The 18,827-nt window shown below is 61.6% G+C and carries 18 protein-coding genes; 6 read left to right on the top strand and 12 right to left on the bottom strand.

The window, feature by feature from the left end; translation table 11 throughout:
- Nucleotides 1-63: 63 nt before the first annotated feature.
- Nucleotides 64-1,854, bottom strand: coding sequence for a single-stranded-DNA-specific exonuclease RecJ (gene recJ, locus AACZ55_RS01185; protein ID WP_339642131.1), 1,791 nt, complete (start codon nucleotides 1,852-1,854; stop codon nucleotides 64-66).
- Between the two features lie 180 nt (nucleotides 1,855-2,034).
- On the opposite strand from recJ, the gene AACZ55_RS01180 reads away from it, so the two are divergent.
- Together AACZ55_RS01180 and AACZ55_RS01175 are read left to right on the top strand one after the other, a co-directional pair.
- Complete coding sequence (locus tag AACZ55_RS01180) at nucleotides 2,035-2,568, top strand: hypothetical protein (protein WP_339642128.1); 534 nt, start codon at nucleotides 2,035-2,037, stop codon at nucleotides 2,566-2,568.
- A gap of 129 nt (nucleotides 2,569-2,697) precedes the next feature.
- A complete protein-coding gene (locus AACZ55_RS01175; protein WP_339642126.1) occupies nucleotides 2,698-3,060 on the top strand; it encodes a TM2 domain-containing protein in 363 nt (120 codons plus the stop codon).
- Between the two features lie 3 nt (nucleotides 3,061-3,063).
- Here AACZ55_RS01175 and glpX read toward each other — a convergent pair whose 3' ends face one another.
- The 4 genes from glpX to argC all read right to left on the bottom strand — a co-directional run bounded on the left by glpX (nucleotide 3,064) and on the right by argC (nucleotide 8,130).
- Nucleotides 3,064-4,035 (bottom strand): class II fructose-bisphosphatase, encoded by a 972-nt coding sequence (glpX, locus tag AACZ55_RS01170; RefSeq protein WP_339642124.1) that lies wholly within the window; start codon nucleotides 4,033-4,035, stop codon nucleotides 3,064-3,066.
- A 3-nt stretch (nucleotides 4,036-4,038) separates the two neighbouring features.
- Nucleotides 4,039-5,352 carry a homoserine dehydrogenase gene (locus AACZ55_RS01165; protein WP_338610691.1) on the bottom strand — a complete coding sequence of 438 codons (1,314 nt, stop codon included), beginning with the start codon at nucleotides 5,350-5,352 and terminating at the stop codon, nucleotides 4,039-4,041.
- A 279-nt stretch (nucleotides 5,353-5,631) separates the two neighbouring features.
- Entirely contained in the window at nucleotides 5,632-6,846 is a 1,215-nt protein-coding gene (locus AACZ55_RS01160) for an LL-diaminopimelate aminotransferase (protein WP_338607040.1), read from the bottom strand.
- Between the two features lie 231 nt (nucleotides 6,847-7,077).
- Nucleotides 7,078-8,130, bottom strand: coding sequence for an N-acetyl-gamma-glutamyl-phosphate reductase (gene argC, locus AACZ55_RS01155; RefSeq protein ID WP_339642121.1), 1,053 nt, complete (start codon nucleotides 8,128-8,130; stop codon nucleotides 7,078-7,080).
- A 129-nt stretch (nucleotides 8,131-8,259) separates the two neighbouring features.
- On the opposite strand from argC, the gene AACZ55_RS01150 reads away from it, so the two are divergent.
- Nucleotides 8,260-9,546, top strand: a complete 1,287-nt coding sequence (locus tag AACZ55_RS01150) for a glycosyltransferase (protein WP_339642118.1) — start codon at nucleotides 8,260-8,262, stop codon at nucleotides 9,544-9,546.
- Nucleotides 9,547-9,592: 46 nt separating this feature from the next.
- On the opposite strand, the gene AACZ55_RS01145 is transcribed toward AACZ55_RS01150, so the two are convergent.
- The 5 genes from AACZ55_RS01145 to AACZ55_RS01125 form a co-directional block, all read right to left on the bottom strand.
- Nucleotides 9,593-10,354, bottom strand: coding sequence for an ABC transporter permease (locus AACZ55_RS01145; protein ID WP_339642115.1), 762 nt, complete (start codon nucleotides 10,352-10,354; stop codon nucleotides 9,593-9,595).
- Nucleotides 10,351-11,298 (bottom strand): ABC transporter ATP-binding protein, encoded by a 948-nt coding sequence (locus tag AACZ55_RS01140; protein WP_339642112.1) that lies wholly within the window; start codon nucleotides 11,296-11,298, stop codon nucleotides 10,351-10,353. Before AACZ55_RS01140 ends, AACZ55_RS01145 begins: the two co-directional genes overlap by 4 nt.
- Nucleotides 11,299-11,419: 121 nt before the next feature.
- Nucleotides 11,420-11,899 carry a 30S ribosomal protein S9 gene (gene rpsI / locus AACZ55_RS01135; RefSeq protein WP_338607045.1) on the bottom strand — a complete coding sequence of 160 codons (480 nt, stop codon included), beginning with the start codon at nucleotides 11,897-11,899 and terminating at the stop codon, nucleotides 11,420-11,422.
- 1 nt (nucleotide 11,900) lies between these two features.
- The gene (gene rplM, locus AACZ55_RS01130; RefSeq protein ID WP_014130335.1) at nucleotides 11,901-12,365 is read right to left on the bottom strand and encodes a 50S ribosomal protein L13; all 465 of its coding nucleotides are present in this window, start codon (nucleotides 12,363-12,365) and stop codon (nucleotides 11,901-11,903) included.
- A gap of 181 nt (nucleotides 12,366-12,546) precedes the next feature.
- Nucleotides 12,547-13,602: a COX15/CtaA family protein gene (locus AACZ55_RS01125; protein ID WP_339642107.1), complete on the bottom strand. Its 1,056-nt coding sequence runs from the start codon at nucleotides 13,600-13,602 to the stop codon at nucleotides 12,547-12,549.
- 94 nt (nucleotides 13,603-13,696) lie between these two features.
- On the opposite strand from AACZ55_RS01125, the gene AACZ55_RS01120 reads away from it, so the two are divergent.
- Entirely contained in the window at nucleotides 13,697-13,903 is a 207-nt protein-coding gene (locus AACZ55_RS01120; RefSeq protein WP_338607047.1) for a DUF2842 domain-containing protein, read from the top strand.
- A gap of 3 nt (nucleotides 13,904-13,906) precedes the next feature.
- Here AACZ55_RS01120 and AACZ55_RS01115 read toward each other — a convergent pair whose 3' ends face one another.
- Complete coding sequence (locus tag AACZ55_RS01115; protein ID WP_339642103.1) at nucleotides 13,907-14,953, bottom strand: polysaccharide deacetylase family protein; 1,047 nt, start codon at nucleotides 14,951-14,953, stop codon at nucleotides 13,907-13,909.
- A gap of 11 nt (nucleotides 14,954-14,964) precedes the next feature.
- Nucleotides 14,965-16,980: a GumC family protein gene (locus tag AACZ55_RS01110; protein WP_339642100.1), complete on the bottom strand. Its 2,016-nt coding sequence runs from the start codon at nucleotides 16,978-16,980 to the stop codon at nucleotides 14,965-14,967.
- Between the two features lie 139 nt (nucleotides 16,981-17,119).
- Between AACZ55_RS01110 and AACZ55_RS01105 the strand changes: the two genes are divergently transcribed.
- Together AACZ55_RS01105 and AACZ55_RS01100 are read left to right on the top strand one after the other, a co-directional pair.
- Complete coding sequence (locus tag AACZ55_RS01105; RefSeq protein WP_339642098.1) at nucleotides 17,120-17,677, top strand: polysaccharide biosynthesis/export family protein; 558 nt, start codon at nucleotides 17,120-17,122, stop codon at nucleotides 17,675-17,677.
- A 3-nt stretch (nucleotides 17,678-17,680) separates the two neighbouring features.
- On the top strand, nucleotides 17,681-18,802 hold the full coding sequence (locus tag AACZ55_RS01100) for a glycosyltransferase family 4 protein (RefSeq protein WP_339642095.1): 1,122 nt from the start codon (nucleotides 17,681-17,683) through the stop codon (nucleotides 18,800-18,802).
- Nucleotides 18,803-18,827 lie beyond the last annotated feature (25 nt).

Genomic DNA, 18,827 nt, shown 5'->3' with positions numbered 1-18,827 from the left:
GCGGCTCCAGATTAGTGCGCCGACAGACGATCTTAACCGCCATGCCGGGCGATGCAAGTCTGGCTAACCCGGTATGGCTGCATCGATAATCCGCAATTGCACGGTTTCGCGGCCCTGCCAGTGATCAATATTGAGTGTACCGGCCACGTGCAGACGTTGGCCGTCGCGGGCCTTGAGCAGGGCTTCGCCCAAAGGTGTTCCGGCAGCGCGGAAGGCGATGGCCTTGAGGTTGGCACCGTCGCCTGAATTGACCGTGCAGCGCACATGCCCCCCGGCCCCGACAATGTCGGCAAAGCGGATCTGATGGGCGGGAAGCGCAAAGATGGGGGTGGGATTGCCGGAGCCGAACGGGCCGGCCCGCTCGATCTGGTGGATGAACTCTGGATTGGCGCCCCGGGCGGTGAGCGCCGCGTCGATTTTCAGCCCGTCTTCGGCGCGAGCCGCCAAAACATCGTCAGCAAGGGTATCGTTGAGGTATTGGCGGAAGGGTCCGAGTTGGCCCGGCGTCAGCGTCACCCCTGCCGCCATGGCGTGGCCGCCACCTTTGGCGATGATGCCGCCGCGTACGGCGTCGACGACGGCGGCGCCCAGATCAACCCTGGGTATCGAGCGGCCCGAGCCGGTGCCGCCACCATCGGCGCCCAGGGCAATGGCAAAGGCGGGGCGTCCGAAGCGTTCCTTCAAACGTGCCGCCACCAGCCCGACGATGCCCTGATGCCAGTCCGAGGAGCCGGTCACCAGCACCGACGGTCCGGGGCCGTCGCCGATTTCCATTTCCGCGGTGGCCATGGCCTGTTCGACGGCGGCGACTTCGATGCGCTGGCGTTCGGCATTGAGCTCGTCCAGGCGCTGGGCCAAGGCGAGCGCTTCGTACTCGTCATCGGTGGACAAAAGTCGGGCTCCGAGCCCGGCATCTCCAATGCGCCCACCGGCATTGATGCGGGGCCCGAGTACGAAGCCCAGGTGATACGCATTGGCCGGGCCAGAGACGCGAGCCGCGATAGCCAGGCTCGAGAGCCCGACATTTTTCCCGGCCCGCATGACATCGAGGCCCCGCAGCACGAAGGCGCGGTTGAGTCCCTTGAGCGGAACCACGTCGCATACCGTGGCCAGGGCCACCAGATCGAGCCATCCCATGAGGTCGGGCAGGCCCGCCCTGCCCGCTTCGCGAAGGACCCGGTTGGTGGCGACCAGCACCATGAACGCTACGCCGGTGGCGCATAGGTAACCGAGCCCGGAAATGTCGTCACGACGGTTGGGATTGACCAGCGCGTCGGCATCGGGAAGCGTATCGGGTGCCAGGTGGTGATCGATGACCAGAACATCGGCGCCAAGCGACTTGGCATGTTCAATGGGCGCGTGGCTGGCGGTACCGCAATCGAGGGTCACGATCAGTGAGACGCCCTGTTCGACAAGGCTTTCCATGGCCGCGTTGTTGGGCCCGTAGCCCTCGAATATACGGTCGGGTATATGGGTGGGCGGATTGAGCCCGAAATGGCGAAGATATCGGACCATGAGCGCCACGGCGCTTGCGCCATCCACGTCATAGTCTCCAAACAGCCCGATGGGCTCGTTGTCGAAAATGGCGCGGGCCAGGCGCTGGGCCAATGCGTCCATGCCGGCCAGCGTCGACGGGTCGGGCATCAACGCGCGAATGGTCGGTGCAATAAAGGTCTGGGCGTCCTCGACCGCGACACCGCGCGCGGCGATGATGCGGGCCAAAATTTCCGAGAGGTCGGTCTGCTGGGCGATGGCGCCCGCCATGCGGCCGGCCGCAAGGTCGAGCCGATCGATCCAGCGCTTGCCACACACCGATCTTTCAACGTTGAGAAAGGCTTGGGGCTCTGGCTTCATGGGGTATCTATAGACGGTGATGCGGTTTGATCGATAGCCCGATAGCGGTTTTTTTGCACCGAATTTGCATCGGGCCGGCAACAAGCGCACGCGGCGAGGGAACATCCGCCGCCTTATCGCCGTTTTTCTCGCGGACGGGTTGCCGATCGCCCCATTACTGGTTCTTTCGAGGGATTACCAATGAACACCAAGCTCATTTTGCCATTTGTATTGATTTCCACGCTGGCGCTGGCGGCCTGCGAAAACAGCAGCGACGCGCCCGAGACTCCCGATCCCGACGCTGGAAATCCCGAGGCTTTCGCAGAGCCTTTCGAGGAGACCGATACGCCGAGCGAAACGATGTCGGCCGAGGAAATGCAGCAGCGCCGCGAGGAAATCGAAGAGGATGCCCAGCAGACCTTCGAATCCATCATGGAGGAGACGGAGGAAACCGGCGACAATCTGGTGCAGATGGGCGACGATGCGATGAGCGCGCTGAGCGAACAGATGACATCGGCCTCGGACGCCATCGCAGTTCAGATTGACGGGCTCGTGGCCAATGCCGCCGAGGTCCGCGACGACAATATGACCGACGAGCAAAAACTGCAGGTCGTGTCCAATGTGCGCAATGCCGCCGAGGAGGCGGCGCGCGCGCTGGGACAATCGCCGCAGGAAGTGATTGCTGCGGGCGATACCGCTGAGGAACGCACACGAGAGGTTCTGGGACTGGAGTAAACGCCCTGGCGGCGAGGCGACGATCACTGCCTTGCTGTGCGGTTCCTGGGACAACAAATCTGCTTGCGCCGCGTTAAAAATGCGGCGTAGGCTCTTTTTAGATGAGAATGCCAATGCTTGGGGGCGAGAATGGCACTTACGACGCAAGACCGTATGCTTATTGAGCAGCGGGTTACCAATGATGCAAAGTCCGCTGGTGTGGCCTACCTCTTGTGGTTTTTCACGGGTGGGCTTGGCGGCCATCGATTTTATCTCGGCAAGACTGGAACTGCAATTTTTCAACTGGTGCTGTTCGTTGTCGGCTGGGCCACTGTCGCGGTCTTTGTCGGTTTCCTCGTCCTTGCGATTCTGGGTATCTGGGTTCTCATCGACGCATTTTTGATACCAGGGATGATCCAGGGTCACAAAGATGCAATCCGCAACCGGCTGACGTCGGAGGCAGCGATGTATTCCAGCATGGGAACGCCTGCACCCGCGGAACCGACCCTTTAGCTCCTATCCCGCCCGGCCGTGCTCGGCGGTGATCCAGCGGATGGTATGAGACCAGGAGCGCATGACCACGCTGGAGGTGACGATCTTGCGCGGCATGAGCTTTACGCCGCGAAGCAGGCTGCCGTCGGTCACGCCGGTGGCCGCAAACAGCACATCGCCTTTTGCCATGTCCAGGGCTGAAAATTTCGTGGTGGGGTCGGAATGGCCCATCTCGCGGGCTTGGGCGCGCTTGTCGGGCGTATCGAGAATGAGGCGGCCCTGCATCTGGCCACCCATGCAGCGCATGGCGGCGGCGGCCAGCACTCCTTCCTGCGCGCCGCCCGAGCCCAGATAGATGTCGATGCCGGTGTCGTCGCTGTTTGCGGCGTGAATGACGGCGGCAATATCGCCGTCCGGCAGCAATTTGACGGCCACGCCCAGATCACGCAGTTCGGCGATCAGTGCAGCGTGGCGCGGACGGTCGAGCACGCAGGTGACGATATCGGCCGTGGCGACCCCCTTGGCCCTTGCCAGCGCCGCGACATTTTCGGTGGCGGTCTTGTCGAGATCGACGATGCCGTCGGGATAGCCCGGGCCGATGGCGATCTTTTCCATATAGGCATCGGGCACCCGCAGCAGGGCGCCGCGCTCGGCAAAGGCCATGACGGAAAGGGAGTCCGACAGGTTCTTGGCGCATCCGGTCACACCCTCGAGCGGGTCGACGGCGACCTCGATATCGGGACCCTTGCCAGTGCCGACGGCTTCCTCGAAACCGAGCAGGGGGGCATTCCGACCCTCCCCTATCACGACCGTGCCGGCGATATCGATGTGACTGAGTGCCAGATGCATGGCCTCGACGGCGGCCTGATCGGCGCGCATCTCGTCGCCGCGCCCACGCCAACCGGCGGCCGCGATGGCGGCGCGTTCGGTGATGCGGGCGATCTCAAGGGTGAGATTGCCATCGACCTTGGCTTGGACTGGGGCGGACTGGGCCACGGGTCAGAACTCCTCGATACGGATCAATTGAGGCTGTCCCACGATAAACCCGTCCCTGGCAATCCGTTCAAGCGCTTCGCGCACAGCACTTTCGATCGTTTCATGGGTAATGAGCACCACCGTGCGCGAGGTTTCCTCCTCGACGCCGGGCTCGCTGGCGCGCAGATCGGGGCGCTGAATGACGCTTTCGAGCGAGATGTTGCCCTCGCCCATACGGGTGGCGATGGCGGCGAGAGCGCCGGGAACATCCCTTGCATTCAGTCTTATATAATAGCCGCCTTCATGAATGCGCATGGGCGCGCGTTCGCAGGGCTTGAGCTCTGAACTGGGCACGCCGAGGGGCGGAACCTGGGTGCCGCGGGCGATGTCGAGAATGTCGGACAGCACCGAAGCCGCTGTCGCCTCGCCGCCGGCACCGGGTCCGGCCAGAAGCAGCTCCTGGACGTGGTTGGTTTCCAGCGCCACGGCATTGAGAACACCATCCACGCCGGCGATGGCGCTCGATTTTCTGACTAGCGTTGGATGCACGCGCTGCTCGATCCCGTTTTCGACCTTGCGGGCCATGCCCAGCAGCTTGATCTTGTATCCGAGGTCTGCGGCAACTTTTATGTCAGCCTGGGTGATGCGCGAAATGCCCTCCACAAGCACCTGATCCGCCGAAATTTCAGTTTCAAAGCAGAGGCTCGCAAGGATGGCCAGCTTGTGCGCCGTATCGAATCCTTCCACGTCGAATGTCGGATCGGCCTCGGCATAGCCAAGGGTCTGCGCGTCCTTGAGACATTCCTCAAAGCCGATTCCCTCGTTGCCCATGCGGGTGAGGATATAATTGCAGGTGCCGTTCATGATGCCGTAAACGCGCGTGATGGCAGCCGAGCCGAGCCCCTCGCGCAGCGTCTTGATGACCGGTATGCCGCCCGCCACGGCCGCTTCAAATCCCAGCTGGGCGTGGGCGGCCTCAGCTGCTGCGGCAAGCGCCACGCCGTGCCGCGCCAGAAGAGCCTTGTTGGCCGTGACGACAGGACACCCGTTTTCGAGCGCGGCTGTAACCGAGGCAAGGGCCGGACCGTCCTCGCCGCCGATCAGTTCGACATAAAGGTCGATTTCGCCCGAACGGGCCAGGGCGACGGGATCGTCGAACCATTTGAAAGGTGAGATGTCCACACCCCGGTCGCGCGAGCGCGAGCGGGCGGAGACCGCCGATACGATGAGCCGACGCCCAAGCTTGCGGGCGATGGCATCGCCATCTTCAGTGAGAATGCGGATCAATGCGGCGCCGACAGTGCCCAGGCCGGCGATGCCGATGCGCAGCGGGCGCATTTCCTCGCCTTCGCCGCTGGCATAGACCTGCATGGCGCGCGCGATGCGCTGGCGGGTTTCACTGCGCGGCTCGCGGCCTTCACGCAGATCGAAAACAAAGAGCGGGTCTCCGGCGATCTCCCGGCCGAACCGGGTCGGTGTCCAGCCGCGTTCGGAGATGAAGGTCTCTATGGAGGATTTGAAACTGTCGATATCACTCATGGTCGCACGCAGGTTTGAGATTGCGCGCGACCATGAATAGGAATTTGCCTACACGTCAACCCTTGTGAGGGTGAAACCTCAGCCTTTGGCCAGCGGAACGACGTTTCCGTTGCTGGCCTGGCCGCCAAGAAACTTCTTGATGGCCCGTGCGGCCTGACGAATGCGCTGCTCGTTTTCGACAAAGGCCAGGCGCACATATTGGTCGCCATATTCACCGAAGCCAACGCCGGGCGCCACCGCAACGCCGGTCTCCCGGATCAGCAGCTTGGCAAATTCGAGGCTACCCAGATCGGCGAACTGGTCGGGGATCGGGGCCCAGGCAAACATGGTGGCTGCCGGGCTCGGGATGTGCCAACCGGCGCGGCCAAAGCTTTCGACCATAACGTCACGGCGATGGCGGTAGATGCCGCGCACCTCCTCGATGCAGGAATCATCGCCATTGAGCGCGGAGGCGGCCGCCACCTGAATGGGGGTGAACGCGCCATAATCGAGATAGGATTTAACGCGCGCCAGGGCCGCGATCAGCCGCTCGTTGCCCACGGCAAAGCCCATGCGCCAACCGGGCATGGAAAAGGTTTTCGACATGGACGTGAATTCGACCGTCACGTCCATTGCGCCGGGCACTTCGAGCACCGAATGGGGCGGCTCGTCCTCGAAATAGATCTCGGAATAGGCGAGATCGGAGAGGATGAAAATCTCGTTGCGGCGGCAGTAATCCACCACTTCCTTGTAGAAGTCGAACGAGGCGACATAGGCCGTGGGGTTGGCCGGGTAGTTGAGAATCAGCGCGATCGGCTTGGGGATCGAATGGCGCACGGCCCGGTCGAGCGAGCGCATGAAATCCTCATTGGGATCGGCCGGCATTGACCGCACGACGCCACCCGACATGATGAACCCGAACGAGTGGATGGGATAGGTCGGGTTGGGCACCAGCACCACGTCGCCCGGCGCGGTGATCGCCTGGGCCATATTGGCAAAGCCTTCCTTGGAGCCCAGCGTTGCAACGACCTGGGTGTTGGGATCGAGCTTTACGCCGAACCGGCGGCCATAATAGGAAGCCTGGGCCTTGCGCAGGCCGGGAATGCCGCGCGAGGTCGAATAGCGATGGGTGCGCGGATTGGCGACCGTTTCCTTGAGCTTTTCGACGATATGGGTGGGCGTCGGCAAATCGGGATTGCCCATGCCCAGATCGATGATGTCGACGCCTTCGGCGCGCGCCTTGGCCTTGATCGGGTTGATGTGCTCGAACACATAGGGTGGCAGGCGGCGGATGCGATGGAATTCTTCGCTCATTTTGTCCTCGATGGGATCGGGTGCGATCCCGTTATGTCCCGGCGTCGCGGCGCGAATGGGACGCGCGGCGAACAGAGACGCAGTATCTGGCTATCATGGTGTTCAAAGTGTGAACGGGGCGTCCGCATCAGACAAAAAGACCGGCCGCGCCGTGGTCTTTACCGGCCCTGTCGCTTTTCCTTCCTGCATGATCTGTTCCGAAAACCGGCGTCCACTTTTCGGGATCATGCATTACGGGAAGAGCGGCAGAGCCTCGATAGCGGTCGCCTCGGGATAGCCGAAGGCCACGTTGAAGTTCTGGATCGCCTGCCCGGCGCTCCCCTTCACCAGATTGTCGATGGCCGCGATGACGATCACCCGGCCGGGAATGCGGTCGTCAAACACATTGATGACGCAATAGTTCGAGCCGCGCACATGGCCGGTCGACGGGATGACGCCCTTTTCGGCCACGCGGATGAACGGTTCGCCAGCATAGGCATCGGCGAGGACCTTGCGCACTTCGTCGGCATTTTTGGCGCTGCCGAGCTTCACATGCGCGGTAATCAGTTCGCCACGGCTCATGGGGATGAGGTGGGGGGTGAAGTTGACGGCAACCTTCTTTCCCGCGGCCAGGCCGATTTCCTGTTCGATTTCGGGCGCGTGACGGTGCACGCCGACGCCATAAGGCGTCAGGCTTTCGCCGGCTTCGGCCAGAAGCGTATTCTGCTTGGGTGCCCTGCCCGCTCCGGTGACGCCCGATTTGGCGTCGATGATGAGATCGTCGGTCGAAATCGCACCAGACTTGACCAGCGGCAGCAGCGCCAGCAGCGTTGCCGTGGGGTAGCAGCCGGGACACGCGATGATCTTGGCGTTTTGGATCGCATCGCGATTGTGCTCGGTCAGCCCGTAAGCGGCCATGTCCTGCAAATGGGGCGCAACGTGATCTGCGCCATAGACCGGACCGTAGTCCTCGGCATTGCGGAACCGGAAGTCGGCCCCCATATCGATGACACGCAGGGAGGAATTTTCTTGGGCGATTTCGGCAACCAGTTTCTGGCTCGTTCCGTGTGGAAGCCCGCAGAACACCACGTCGATATCGGAGAAATCCACGTCCTCGTTGGCCACCAGGTCGGGCAGTTCGGCCACGGCCAGATGCGGAAACACCGAAGCCATCGGCTTGCCAGCATGGGTGTTGGCGGTCAGTGCCACAAATTTGAGGCCCGGATGACGCACGCCAAGTCGCAAAAGATCAGCTCCGGTGTACCCGGAAGCACCAAGAAGTGCGGCTGTCTTAGGCGACTGCATCTGACTTGCCCTCGTTGTCCGATTGTGTAAATGAAACACGCGAGGGGTCGTCATAATGCTCTGTAACGACAATGTAAATGACCCACGCGCCATGAGCGCACCCGCCGCGGCAGGGGTTTTGAGGTGAAGATGACAAAGCGCATTGCGATGGCCACCCTGGGCACGCAAGGTGACGTTCAGCCTTATGTTGCCCTGGCGCGAGCGATGATCGCTCAAGGCTATTCGGTCGTCATCGGCACCACCGATGATTTCGAACCCATGGTCACCGGATATGGCATCGAGTTCTGGAGCCTTGGCCCCTCGATGCAGGAGTTCGTCAAGCAGAGCCAGTTCGAGCGCGCCATGAACCAGAACCTTCTGGTCAACGCCCCCGCCCTGCTCCGGCAGGGCCAGAAGATCGTGGATCGCGCCGCGCGCTCCGCCTGGGACATGGCCCAGGGCGCCGACTGCATCATGCTCAACATGAACACGAGCTTTTCGATCGACATCGCCGAAGCGCTCGATATTCCCGCCATCGTTGCCGCGCTGCAGCCGCTCAATTCGACGAGCGAATTTCCGCTCTGCATCTATTACGGGCCGACCTTCGGGAAAACCATCAACCGGCTGACCTATTCGACGATGACTGTGCAGCAGATCTATTACAATCTGCCGCGTAACAAGCTGCGTCGGGAATTGATGGGGCTGGGACCGCGCAAGAATGGGGGGTTCTTCAAGGACACTGACGGCACCCCGCTGTGGACGCTGAACGCCTATTCCGAAACCATTTCACCGCGTCCGCGCGACTGGCCGAAAACCTCGATCGTCACCGGCTACTGGATGCTGCCAGACAATTCGGGCTGGCAGCCTTCCGAAGAGTTCAAGACGTTCCTCGATGAGGGGCCACTGCCGATCTATGTTGGGTTCGGGTCCATGCCGTGGGGTGCGGATCGCAATACCGATATATTGCGCGAGGCGCTGACCATGTGGGAGGGCCGCGTGGTCGTGGGGCGCGGCTGGGGGGGCATCAAGCCCGACGATCTGCCTTCGGAGCGGGTCTATGTTATCGACCGGGCACCGCACGACCAGCTTTTCAAATACGTGAAAGCGGTGGTCCATCACGGGGGCGCGGGAACCACGGCCTCGGGTCTCATTCTTGGCAAGCCGACCTTCATCGTGCCCCAAATGGTCGATCAGCCCTACTGGGGTGGGCGCGTGCATGAATTGGGCTGCGGGCCAAAACCCGTGCGCCGCCGCAAGCTGACGGCAGAGGCGCTGGCCGATGCGCTCAGCCAGCTCGATTCCAACCCCGGCTTTGCCCGCAACGCCGAAAAGATCGGCGCGCAATTGCGGGCCGAAGACGGGACCGGCAAGGCAATCAAGGTTATCGAGCGGGTCATGGCCAATTACCATCCGCGCAGCGCGCGCCAGCTGGCATAAAAAAAACCGGCGACTGTCTCCAGTCGCCGGGTTCTGCTTTGTGTGATCAGGCCCGAAGCTTGTAGCCTGTCCTGAAAATCCAGGTGATGATGGCCAGCGCGGCGGCCATGAAGACCAGCGTCATGCCCAGACTGATCCACACATCGACATCGGCCACCCCGTAAAAGCTCCAGCGGAAACCGCTCACGAGATAAACCACGGGATTGAGCAACGCGATGTTCTGCCAGGTCTCGGGCAGCATGGTGATCGAATAGAAGGTGCCGCCCAGGAACGCCAGGGGCGTAACGATGAGCAGCGGGATGAGCTGGAGTTTTTCGAACCCGTCCGCCCAGATGCCGATGATGAAGCCGATCAGTGAGAAGGTGACGGCGGTCAACACCATGAACGCCATCATCCAGATCGGATGCTGGATATGGAGATCCACAAAGAAACTGGCCGTCAGAAGGATGATCAGCGCCAGAATGACCGATTTGGTTGCCGCCGCGCCGACAAAGGCGATCACCGTCTCCACATGGGAGATCGGCGCGGTCAGGATTTCATAGACCGTGCCGGCGAATTTGGGAAAGTAAATGCCGAAGGATGCGTTCGACAGCGATTGCTGCAGCAACGAGAGCATGATGAGCCCTGGCACGATGAACGCCGCATAGCTGACGCCTTCAACCGATTCGATGCGCGAGCCGATGGCCGCGCCGAACACCACGAAATAAAGCGATGTCGAAACGACCGGGGAAATGATCGACTGGGTGACAGTGCGCCACCAGCGCGCCATTTCAAATACATATATGGACTTGATCGCGTAGTAGTTCATGTCCGGTCCCTCAAAAGGCCAATGAAGATTTCCTCGAGCGACGACTGGTGGGTCGACAAATCCTTGATCCTGATGCCTTCGGCATTGAGGGCTCCGATCAGGGTCGCGATGCCGGTCCGGTCGGCCTGGCTGTCATAGCTGTAGCGCAGTTCCTCACCATCATCGGAGAGTTTGAGCCCGAGATCTGTCAGCGATTGCGGCAGGGTCTTGAGCGGTTCCTGCAACTGAACGGCAAGATCCTTCTTGCCAAGCTTGCGCATCAGCTCGGCCTTTTCCTCCACCAGAATGATTTCGCCATTCGAGATGACGCCGATCCGGTCGGCCATCTCCTCGGCTTCTTCGATATAGTGGGTGGTGAGAATGATCGTGACGCCGTTTTCCCGCAGTTCGCGGACCACATTCCACATGTCGCGCCGGAGTTCGACGTCGACGCCAGCCGTGGGCTCATCGAGAAACAGGATTTCCGGTTCGTGGCTGAGCGCCTTGGCGATCAACACCCGCCGCTTCATGCCGCCCGAAAGCGTGATCAGCTTGTCGTTGCGTTTGTCCCAGAGCGAGAGGTCACGCAGGATCTTTTCGATGACCTTGTCATTGCGCGGTTTGCCGAACAGGCCCCGGGTGAACGATACGGTCGCCCAAACCGTCTCGAACCGATCCGAACTCAATTCCTGCGGCACCAGGCCAATCATGGCGCGGGTCTTGCGAAATTCGGTGACGACATCATGCCCGCCGACCAGAATCTGCCCGTCCGTGGGGCGAACCATGCCGCAGATCGTGCCGATCAGCGTGGTCTTTCCCGCGCCATTGGGCCCGAGCAGCGCGAAAATTTCGCCCACCCTGATGTCGAGATTGATATTTTTGAGGGCGTGAAAGCCCGTGTCATAGGTCTTGTTGAGACCCAGAACCGCTACCGCAGGTTCAGCAGTCGTTATTTGCATATTCATGGAAATCCGCCCTCTGGCCAGAGGTGCCTATATAAGATGCAAACGGTCGATGACCACCCCCTAAAGCAAACAAAAAAGGCCCGCCAGAAGCGGGCCTTTCCAAAAATCGGGAAGCGATGGATTAACGCTTGGAGAACTGGAACGAACGACGGGCCTTGGCCTTGCCGTACTTCTTGCGTTCAACCACACGGCTGTCGCGGGTCAGGAAGCCACCCTTCTTGAGCGTCGGGCGAAGCTCGGGCTCATAAAGGGTCAGTGCCTGGGACAGACCGTGGCGAATGGCACCGGCCTGGCCGGACAGGCCGCCGCCGGCGACCGTTGCGATCACGTCGTACTGGTCGACGCGCTCGGCGGTCACGATCGGCTGCTGCAGAATCATCTGGAGAACCGGGCGGGCGAAATAGGCTGTGAATTCCTTGCCGTTGACGGTGATCTTGCCCGAACCGGGCTTGATCCATACGCGGGCAACGGCATCCTTGCGCTTGCCGGTGGCATAGGCGCGGCCATAGCTGTCGAGCTTCTGGGTATAAACCGGCGCGTCATTGACAGCGGTATCGGTGGCCGTGCCGAGATCTTCGAGGGAGTTGATGGTCTCGGACATATTACTTCACCCTCACATTCTTGGTGTTGAGCGCGGCAACATCGAGCGTTTCGGGCTGCTGGGCTTCATGGGGATGCTCGGCACCGGCGTAAACGCGCAGGTTCTTGAGCTGGGCACGGGTCAGCGGGCCACCCGGCATCATGCGGCGCACGGCGTTTTCAACAACGCGCTCGGGGAAACGACCCTCGAGCAGTTCGCGCATGGTGCGGTCCTTGATGCCACCGGGGTAGCCGGTGTGCCAGTAAAAGCGCTTGTCGTCGAGCTTCTTGCCGGTGAACTTCACCTTGTCGGCATTGATGACAATAACATTGTCGCCCATGTCCTGATTGGGGGTGAAGGTCGGAAGGTGCTTGCCGCGCAGGCGAGTGGCGATGACCGCAGCGAGACGGCCTACAACGAGGCCTTCCGCGTCGATCAAAACCCACTTCTTGTCGATCTCGCCAGCCTTGGCCGAGTAGGTTTTCATTGTTCTTGATCCTTTTGGATATCTCTTACGAGACAAGGCCGCCAAAGCGGGAGGCCCATCCCCGGCCAGACTTGCGAATGGCCATTTCGACGCGGGTGATACAGGCGACCCGATGCGCCGTCAAGCACAAAGTAATTTCTGTTATATTACAACTGCTTAATAGCGCGGTATAATACTACCGCTAATAAAGTCTATGCATATCAGAGAGATAGGCCACCACCATCGCCACCAGTGTGAAGGCCAGCGCCTGATGGACGAGCGCGACGGGAATATTGACCACCGACAGCAGCGTCGTGATCCCCACGGCGACCTGCAGCACGATGAGCACCGCGATACGCGGCAGCCATGCGTGAACGCCCGCAAAACCGGGACCCTTGCGACCGCGCCACCACAGGACCAGCGCGTAGATCGTGATGAGGTAGGCCAGGCTCCGATGGTTGAACTGCACGGTGAGAATGTTTTCAAATATGTTGCGCCAGGCCGGGTCGATGGTGAACAGACCGCCCGGCACGATCGCGCCGTCGATCAGGGGCCAGGTGTTGTAGATGAACCCGGCGTCCAGTCCGGCGACAAGTGCCCCTGCCCCGATCTGGATAAACAGCAGTGCGACCAAGACCCAATTGGCGATCGTCCATCCGCGTGAGGGCACAACGCCGCTGACGGGGGGTTCGAGCGTTCTGGCCACCCAGACGAGCGCCATCATCAATATGCTCGCGGCGCACAGATGGGCAGCGAGGCGATATTGAGAGACCGAAGTGAGTTCGGAAAGGCCCGAGGACACCATCCACCAACCCAGAAACCCCTGGAAGGCGCCTGCGACAAACAGACCCGTCATCGGCCAGACGAGGCTTTTGGGGATACGGCGCTGGATAAGGAAGATCGCAAAGGGGATGGCGAAGGCAAAGCCGAGCATGCGCGCCAGAAAGCGATGGCCCCATTCCCACCAGAAGATCGATTTGAACTCATCGACGCCCATCCAGCTTTCGACAAGCCGGTACTGCGGAATCTGCTGGTAGGCCTCGAATTCGGCTTGCCAGTCGGCGGCGGACAGCGGCGGGATAATGCCGGAAATCGGCTTCCAGCTGGTGATCGAAAGGCCGGACTCGGTCAGCCGCGTACCGCCACCCACCACGACGATCAGCAACACGAACGCGGCAAGGCAGTAGAGCCAGATGCGGACGGGCCGGATGCGGTCGTAATCGAGCGATGCGGAACCAGCGGAGACGATGGCAGACACAGTAAGCGTACCGGAGTTGTCAATATTGACCGAAGTGCTAATGGGATGCCCGGCAAATGGCAATGATAACAAACGCCGCAGCATGGAGACAGCAATGACCCAGCGCCAGCGCAAGGCCGTCGGCATCGGACTGACCCTTTTGACGCTCGTGATGTGGACGGCTTTGGGCCTCTGGATCTACGAGTTGTGGCTGGTAGGAGCGCACAATCTCGTTCACCTGGCCTTTTTCGTGCTGTTCGGGCTGGGCTGGGTGTTTCCGGCCATGGTGGTGATCAGGTGGATGCAGAAGCCCGACGCCTGAGGTTTACTCCACGTCGAGCCGCTGGCCCCGACGCATCAGGGTGAACACTTCGGCGGTCAGGAAAACGTCGATAAAGCGCTTTTCCTGGAACAATCCGTTGAGCGAGACCCGGGGCAGCGCATTGAGATGGGCGCGGTGTTCGGCATAAAGACCGCCCGGGCGCGTGGTCACGGCGGTGGCAAATCCCAGATCCCGCGCGGCGGCAAATTCGCGCGGGCCTGCAGCGGCGACTCCACCGATGGGATAGGACAAATGCCGCGGGCGCTTGCCGAACTGGGCTCCAAGCACATTGGCCGATTGTTCGATCTCGGCCCGCATCTGGTCTTGAGGCAGTTTTGACAGTTCGTAGTGATAGACCGTGTGTGCGCCGATGGTGCACAGCGGCTCGCCGGCAAAAGTCTTGAGTTCGGACCAGTCCATGATCAGCTCGCGACAGTGCGCGGCAAGGTCAAACCCATAGCGTTGGGCCAGTGTCCTGATCGACGCCTCGCGTTCGGGCTCGGCCATTTTGCGGTAACGCTCATAGACAAGAGCGAAGGTCGCGTTTTTCTGGTCCAGCGTCCCGGCGTCACCGTAGTGCGGGCCCTCGGGCATGTCGAAGGCCACCACGTCATTGGCGGCGATGATATCCTCGAGCGCCTGCCACCAGACAATCCCCACTCCGTCAATCAGGCCGGTCGGGATATAGAGCGTGAAGGGTGCGGCGTGCCTGCGCAGGATGGGCAAGGCGTGAACGAGATTGTCGCGATAGCCGTCATCGAAGGTCAAAACGATAAAGGGCTTGGCGTCCTCTGCGTCGATCCGGCTTATGGCTTCATCGAGATCGACGATATCGAACCCGGCCTCACGCGCCCGCACAATCACCGCTTCGAGGAAATCGGGCCGGACCTGAAGGATTGAATTGGGCGAGAACTCTGCCGGAGCGTCAGGGACAACCCTGTGCAGCGTAAAAATGAGACCGCGCGCTGCGGAGAACCTGCGCAGACCGGCCGTCACCCCTGGTAGCGCCAGTGCTTCGAAGGCGGCCCTGTAAACTGAGTAAGGCGGCATCGGATCGCCCCTCAGGCGACTTCGGACTGCGGTTCGGCGGTCGCAATGACACGGATATCGGAGAATCCGAGTGCGGCGATTTCTCTGGCTTCGGCGCTGTTGCTCGTGCCCGCCGACGAGAGAAGAACGCACTTGCCCTCAATGCCGGTAAAGAGAGGCAGGCTCGAGGTCATGCCGACCCGGCCGGTCACGATAACAATGGCCTCGTAGATATCGGAGAGCGCTTCGACCAGCGTCGCCACGCGCTCGGTGTTGCGGTTGAGGCGCGTGCCCTGCCCCCACGGCACGAAAGCAAACCGGTCGTCGGCGCCCCTGTGCACGACGTCGCCGAATTCGGCACCTTCCGCGCAAAGATCGGTGAGACCCAACTCGATGCCCTGCTGGCCGCTGGCCGCGTCGATTTCGGCCACGCTCTGGCCGTTATCGACGAATGCAGCCGTGAGGCGCTCGGCAAAATCGAGGCTTTCCTGCGCGTTGTGGTCAGACGCAACCAGGATCACCCGATCGAGCCGCGCCAGCACGCTGGCAGCGAGGGCCTCGATTTCGGTATCGATCGGGGTGGCCGGGGGCCGGTGACCGGTGATCGCAAGGGGTTGAGGCGCTTCTGGTGCCTCGGTGACCCCGGCATCATCGAGCGCCGCAGCACCGGGGTCTTCCTGATCGAGATCGGGCCGCTCCCGACGGGCGGGACGTTCAACGAGAGCACGGCCCGACAACAGCTCGGAAAAAATGACGGCGCCGACCTGCAAAAGCACCGCGGCGATGCCGACAGCGAGCAGGACAAGGCTTGTCTTGGGCGAAGCTGGAGAACTGGAGGGCACAGCTTCGCTCACGACACGCACGTCGGGCAGCGCAGAGCCCATGTCCGAGCGCGCCGAGGCTTCAGTGAACCGCAAGAGATAGGCATTGAGCAATTCGCGCTGGGCCGCCGCCTCGCGCTCGAGTTCGGCAAGGGTTACCCCCTCGATGGTATCGGACCCCGCCGTCACCTTGACCCGTTCAAGCTCGGCCTGCAGGGATTGCTCAAGGTCGGCTTCGATCTGGGCCTGCGCCTCGAGGGCCTGGGCGACACGGCGGCCTTCATTGGAGATCTGGGTGTCGATTTCGGCAATCTGGGCATCGAGTGCCCGGATCGTGGGGTGGCTGGGCAGGAAGGTTGCTGCCTGCTGGGCACGTTCACCCTGCAGCCGCGCCATTTCCTGGCTCAATTGCTGGACGATCGCCGATGACTGGACGTCGGAAACGCCACCGACCGACTGCCCCGATTCGAGCAGGCTGCGGATCAGCTGCGCGCGCGACTGGGCAGCGTTGCGCCGCTCATTGGCGGCTGTGATCTGGGCCGAGAAATTCGAGAGCTGCTGATTGGTCAGGCTCTCGTTGTTGGAGCCGGTAAACAGGTCGTTCTGGACACGAAAATCGGCAATGGCGCGCTCTGCACCGACAACGTCCTGGCGCAGCCGGGTTATTTCCTGCTGCAGCCAGGCCGTGGCATCGACTGTATCGGAAATCTGCTGGCCGGCCCGACGCTGGACATGGGCCTGAACGACTGCGTTGGCAACTTTTGCCGCCAGATCGGGATCGGTATGGCGATAGGCCACCGAAATCAACCGCGAGGCGCGCTCCTGGGTCACCACAAGATTGTCACCGATTTCGCCGACGATTTCGCTGTCGCTCCAGCCCTCGAACGCGGGCTCGTCGCGCAGCGCCGCGGTTTCGATGGCCGCCAGGATGGTGTCACGCGACTTGATGAGTTCGATCTGGCTCGAAACAGTCGCGATGTCGATATAATAGGTTTCGGCGTTCTGGTTGCTTGCCGCGCTTGTATAGGCGGTGCTGCGCGGCTCGACGAGCAATTCGGCCCGAGATTCGTAAAGCCGGGGGACAAAGAGCAGAACCGCATAGGCCGCCGCCAGCAGCAGGACCGTCACCAGACCGATGCGGAACAGCCTGGAAACCACGGCTCTCAAAATGACGCTGGCGTCGATGCTTTCCTCGGACTTTTCTGCCCCGGATGCGGATTGGTTCATTTCGTCGCCTCTTCGTCGTCAAGCGCTTATCGCCCCGTCATGGTAAGCATTCGGTTAAGCGCGCACGGTTCTGCTCCCGATAAGGGCTTTTTAACCATGACGTGGGAGACCTAACGTCACTGCATGAAACGGGACGAATATGATGGGTCGGCTGCGCCTTGCCTTGCTATTGTTGCCGCTCTTTTTGGGAGCATGCGCGCACAGCGGACGCCCCGCCACCTATCTGGTGGAACAGAGCGGTCCCTATCTTCTGGACAGCGGCGATGTCTTGCGCATCAGTGTCTATGGGGATCCCAACCTCACCAACACCTACAGAGTCGACGATTCCGGCGCGATTTCGATGCCGCTCGTCGGTGCCGTGGCGGCGCGCGGCGGAACCACCGACGCACTGTCGCGCAAAGTGGCATCGGCGCTGGCCGCCGGGTACATGCGGAACCCGAACGTCGCCGTCGAAGTTGCTGAATACAGGCCCTTTTTCATCCAGGGCGCTATAGGGTCTTCAGGGCAATATCCCTATTCCTACGGCATGACGGTGCGTGCGGCGATCAGCGCTGCTGGCGGCTTTAGCGATACCGCCAACCGCAACACGGCAACAATCTATCGGCGGCAGGGCAATGAAATGGTCAAGGGCAGCGTGGAACTCGACTTCCCCATTCTGCCTGGCGATACCATCGTCATCGCAGAGCGCTGGATCTGACCTGTGGCCAGGGACAAACTCCGGGTTCTCCAGGTCATGCGGGCACCCGTCGGGGGGCTGTTCCGCCATGTCGCCGACCTAACGCGAACGCTCGCCGAACGCGGCCATGAGGTGGGGATCGTCGTCGATGAGAGCGGCGACGCGCAATCCGATTTAAAACTCGCTGGGTTGGAGCCGTTCGCCGCGCTGGGCATCCACCGGTTTCCGATCCCGCGCCTTCTGGGTCCCGACGATATCACCACACCGGCCAGGATTCGTGCACTGGCGAAGTCGACCGGTGCCGATATCCTCCATGGACACGGGGCGAAGGGCGGGTTCGGAGCACGGCTGGCGCGCATCGGGCGAAAGCGTGCGGGCGCGGTTTATACGCCCCATGGCGGCGCGCTGCATTTCGATCCCCGGTCGCTGTCGGGCGGGCTCTTCATGACCATCGAGCGCTCGCTCTTGCGGCTGACCGATGCGCTGATCTTTGAAAGCCGCTACGCCCAGAAGACATTTGCTTCCCATGTCGCCCAGCCTCAGGGCCGCCAGGAGGTTATTCACAACGGGTTGGCCGCGGCCGAGTTCGTTCCCATAAGCCCCGGCCCCGACGCCGCCGACTTCGCCTTTGTGGGCGAATTGCGGACGCTCAAGGGGATCGATCTGATCGTCGAGGCGCTGGCCCCGCTGCGCGCGCCCGACGGTCGACCTGCCACCATCATCATGGCCGGAGATGGCCCGGATGCGGCTGCCCTGCGTGAGCGGATCGCGCAGTTGGGGCTTGGTGAGCGCATCACCCTGGCCGGCATACGGCCCGCGCGGGACATTTTTGCCAGCGGCCGGTGCGTTCTGGTGCCTTCCCGCGCCGAGTCCCTGCCCTATGTGGTCATGGAAGCCGCCGCCGCCGGCCGGCCGATCATCGCCACCAATGTCGGGGGAATTGGAGAAATCTTCGGACCGACCGCCCAAAGCCTTATCGCGCCCAACGACGTGAGCCCGCTTGGTGAGGCGATGGCGGCGTTTCTCGCCGCACCGGAGTTGCTGCAGAGAGAGGCCGAAGCACGGCGCGATTTCGTCCAGTCGCGCTTCTCGCTCGTCCACATGGTCGATGAGATCGAGGCTCTCTACCAGTCGCTAACCATTTGACCAATTGAAGGGGATAGATTTAACC

Source organism: uncultured Pelagibacterium sp. (genome assembly GCF_963972885.1).
GTDB lineage: Bacteria > Pseudomonadota > Alphaproteobacteria > Rhizobiales > Devosiaceae > Pelagibacterium > Pelagibacterium nitratireducens.
Note: the sequence above shows the minus strand (reverse complement) of the source record. Positions and strands in the feature narration are given on the sequence as shown.